The organism is Acinetobacter sp. YH16031 (assembly GCF_013417335.1).
Taxonomy (GTDB): Bacteria; Pseudomonadota; Gammaproteobacteria; order Pseudomonadales; family Moraxellaceae; genus Acinetobacter.
This window is the reverse complement of the sequence record NZ_VPED01000079.1, coordinates 1-4,117: the sequence shown is the minus strand read 5'-3', so window position 1 is coordinate 4,117 and position 4,117 is coordinate 1. Positions and strand designations below refer to the sequence as shown.

General features: G+C 38.4%; 3 protein-coding genes. 2 read left to right on the top strand and 1 reads right to left on the bottom strand.

All coding sequences use genetic code 11. The features are described from left to right. Positions 1–118: 118 nt before the first annotated feature. Complete coding sequence (locus FTV31_RS15780; protein ID WP_180015639.1) at positions 119–1,111, bottom strand: IS5-like element ISAba23 family transposase; 993 nt, start codon at positions 1,109–1,111, stop codon at positions 119–121. A gap of 353 nt (positions 1,112–1,464) precedes the next feature. Between FTV31_RS15780 and lpxO the strand changes: the two genes are divergently transcribed. Next, entirely contained in the window at positions 1,465–2,379 is a 915-nt protein-coding gene (gene lpxO / locus FTV31_RS15775) for a lipid A hydroxylase LpxO (RefSeq protein ID WP_179997574.1), read from the top strand. An 831-nt stretch (positions 2,380–3,210) separates the two neighbouring features. Further along, on the top strand, positions 3,211–4,117 hold a 907-nt coding region (gene repM, locus FTV31_RS15770; RefSeq protein WP_180015637.1), incomplete at its 3' end, for a replication initiation protein RepM.

The following is a 4,117-nucleotide window of genomic DNA, read 5'->3' as shown; positions in this document are numbered from 1 at the left end:
AAAACAAAGAATGGCAATGAAATAAGCAAAACAATGGCTAAATCATGGATAAAATCTCCAAATGGTTGTTAAATTTGTGTCTATTGGCTGAGCTTACTAACCAACAGACACAATAACCCTAGGCGAGTCCGTATTTTCGTTTCAAGCTTAGGGCAGTTTTTAAATTATGCACCATGCTTGCAAGCAAAGTGCTGGTATGAAATTGCATTAACCCTAAACGACCCGCTTTGCTCATCCCATAATGCAGTTTAAAATGTCCAAAGACCCGCTCAACGGTGTTTCTAGTTTGGCTCTTTTGGGTATTATTGCGTTTTTGCTGTTCGGTTAAGGGTGTATTGCGCCATGCTCTATCATGAATATGATTTTTTATAGGTGGTTCATGCTCGGCAAGGTAGTCATCATGGGCTTGGCTTTTATACGCACTGTCAGCATACACGGCTGATTCATCATCTGTTAACAGCGTGGTAAAACATTGGGAATCATGGACATTGGCAGGGGTAGTTTCAACCTTTTTGACAAAGCTGTCTTCATCACAGTTGAGATGAATTTTAAAGCCGTAGGTGGTTTTTACTTTACCTGTACTGTCTTTTTTACTGACATAGGCGGCTTCGTTATCTTGGGTATTGTCGGTGTGTTTGCCTTTCTTAGGTCGTTTGTTTTTAGCTTCAACGATACTGGCATCGATGATGCTGACACTGCCCGCTTTGATAAAAATGTTTTGTTGGGCTAGTTGCTCATTGATTTGGTTGAACAATGGTTCAATCAGTCTAAGCTCACCTAGGTGTTTGTGGTATCGCCAAATGGTGCTATGGTCGGGTACATCATCCGTTAATGATAGGCCAACAAAGCGACGAAATAGTAAGTCTCGTGCCAGTTGTTTTTCCATGGCTGGATCCGATAGGTTATAGAGTTTTTGTAAGAGTAATACTTTAAACATGATGACAGGGTGAAAGGCAGATTCCCCACGCTCACTGCTATGAACGTGGCGTAAGGTTTGCTCGATAGTTTGCCAGTCAATTAGGTTGTGTAGTTCATCTAATTCTTCGATGGCTTTGTGAGCGTTAATGAGACTGTCTGCTAGGGAGAGTTGCCCTGTTTGTTTCCATGCCATAGTCGTGTTTTTTGCTAGGTGATTGATTTTATTGTATTATACCAATTTAATGAACTTTTGTGTGTTTATTCGTGCAAAGGTTTCTGAAAGTGATTGTTTTATATTTTTTTTTATCCGGTTGGAATATTTTAGGACTGAGAAAAGCTTAAAAAGTAGAGCTTTTGGTGGTTTGTTTAGGGCAGATAAGTCAATGCTTGGTTTGGATGGTGACGTTTTATAGCGTGAGGTTGGGTGGGTATACAGAGCGACTGGCAATGCTGTGTTCTATTTTCTGCGATGATGTCATGCGCTGAAATGGAGTAGAATATGTGACATTTTTGAATTTTTGCTGTTTTCAGTATTTGGTTAGTTCTATGTTGAAGTGGATTATTTTGGCGATTTTTATCGCTTCAGCGTTGTATATTCAACAGCGCGGCAAGGTGCGTCATAGTTTTTATCGTCAGTTTTTTGACCATTCGACCATTCTTGCACCGATTAACTATTTAATGTACTTATTTTCTAAAGTGCCGAATCAACCTTATATCGACACTCAGCATTTTCAAGATTTAAAAGTTTTAGATGACAACTGGGAAATGATTCGTGATGAAGCCAAAGCTTTATATCAACAGGGCGGTATTAAAGCTTCAAGTAGCTACGATGATTTGGGGTTTAATTCATTCTTTAAAACAGGCTGGAAGCGTTTTTATTTAAAATGGTATGACTCCGCGCATCCATCAGCAGCAGAATTATGCCCAAAAACCACAGCATTATTAAAAACTTTACCTAGCATTAAGGCGGCGATGTTTACTGAACTAGCGCCCGACAGTCGTTTAGTGCGCCATCGTGACCCCTATGCAGGTTCATTGCGTTACCACTTGGGGTTGATGACACCCAATGATGACCGTTGTTTTATTGATGTCGATGGTGAGCGTTATTCATGGCGTGATGGTGAAAGTGTGGTGTTTGATGAAACCTATATTCACTATGCTGAAAATGGTACTTCTCAAAACCGTATTATTTTCTTTGCCGATGTTGAGCGTCCGTTAAAATCTCGCTGGATGCAAAAGTTTAATCACTGGTTTGGCAAGAATGTGATGACCGCAGCAAGTTCTCCGAATGAAGCAGGCGATCAGACAGGTGGCTTAAACAAAGTCTTTGGCTATGTCTATCAAGTGCGTTTAAAAGCGAAGGCCTTAAAAGCTAAAAATAGTCGCGTGTACTACTTCTTAAAATGGTTTTTGATGCTCGGGATTTTCTTCTTAATTTTTATTCGCCCTTATGTGTTTTAAAGCATCACAACGCCTTTCGGGGCATTTTTTATGACATTTTTGAGCAATTTCAGCATCGCGGTTTAATTCCCGGCTACTTTTTTGTATAGAATGAGGCAAATAGGGGAATTTTTATGCAAACGTTTCTTATAATTATCCTTATAATTCAACGCTGTAGTTTCTAGTTGATAGCCCGAACATCACTGTTCGGGCTTTTTTTATGATTTTTCACGTTCCACGCCTATTCTTTGATCAATGTTTCACAACTTTGATTAGCTCCATTAAATAATTAAAACCTAGATAATAAGAACCGAGCGAGTGTCTACGAGCGATTGAGCATCATCAAAATTTCACGCTCGCCTTTTCTCTGATTACAAGCTCCCTTTCGATTTTAAACGGTAGGTACAGAGCATCCCGAATGGGTGCGAACTTTGGAGCTTTTGCTTTTCAAAAAGTATGAGCGAAGCGAATACATTACCAATATTTTTGCTTTTAGATTTCACAAACAGGATTAACCAAAAACTGCCCCACGAAGCGAGGAACGAGCTTCAATAGAGTACGAGCTTTAGCGAGTACATAGGGCAGTTTTAAGCACTCCCCTCTCGAAAGGCTTTTAATTATTTTTAAAGCTTTTAATGCTTTTAGACAGGTTGAAACCCTTGTGTAGTAAGTGTTACAGACTATATAAACGGACATTTGCTCTTGTATAAACGGACATTTGCTCTTGTATAAACGGACATTTGCTCTTGTATAAACGGACATTTGCTCTTAATTAAAAGACATTATAAATATTGACCTTAAAAAGATATTAGATTACATTGTCCTTTAATTAGATAATAATAAGTTCTTCTTATGAAAAATAGTTTAGTCGTGAAAGATAATGCTCTAATAAATGCCAGTTACAACCTAGAGCTAACGGAACAACGTTTGATCATGCTAGCTATCATTAATGCTAGAGAATCGGGACAAGGAATCACTGCGGATAGTAAACTGGAAATACATGCTAGTGACTACGCCAAGCTATTCAATGTATCTGCCGATGCGTCATATAAAGCTTTGAGAGAAGCTGTAAATAATCTGTTTAATCGTCAATTTAGTTATACAGCCGAATATAAAAAAACAGGCAAAGTCGGCATTGTTCGATCTCGCTGGGTAAGCCGTATATTTTATGTAGATGACCTAGCATTGTTAGAAATTACTTTTGCTCCTGATGTAGTGCCTTTAATCACACGATTGGAAGAACACTTTACAAAATATGAAGCTAAACAAGTTGCTCACCTAACCAGTAAATACGCCACTAGGCTTTATGAATTGCTGATTGCTTGGCGTGAAGTTGGAAAAGTTCCACAACTAGAACTTAGTGAGTTTAGAAACAGATTAGGTCTTGTTGATAGTGAATACACCGCCATGAGTGACTTTAAAAAGCGTGTGCTTGAACCATCAATTAAACAAATTAATGAGCATACTGATATTACTGTAACGTATGAACAGCATAAAAAAGGACGGATCATTTCAGGTTTTTCTTTCAAATTTAAGCAAAAACAACAGCCAAAAGTTGAAGCAAAAAGAGATCCAAACACGCCTGATTTTTTTATAAAAATGACCGATGCACAACGCCATTTATTTGCGAATAAAATGTCAGAAATGCCTGAAATGGGGAAATATTCACAAGGTACAGAAAGCTACCAACAATTTGCTATTCGTATCGCTGATATGCTTTTAGAGCCTGAAAAATTCAGAGAGCTTTATCCAATTTTAG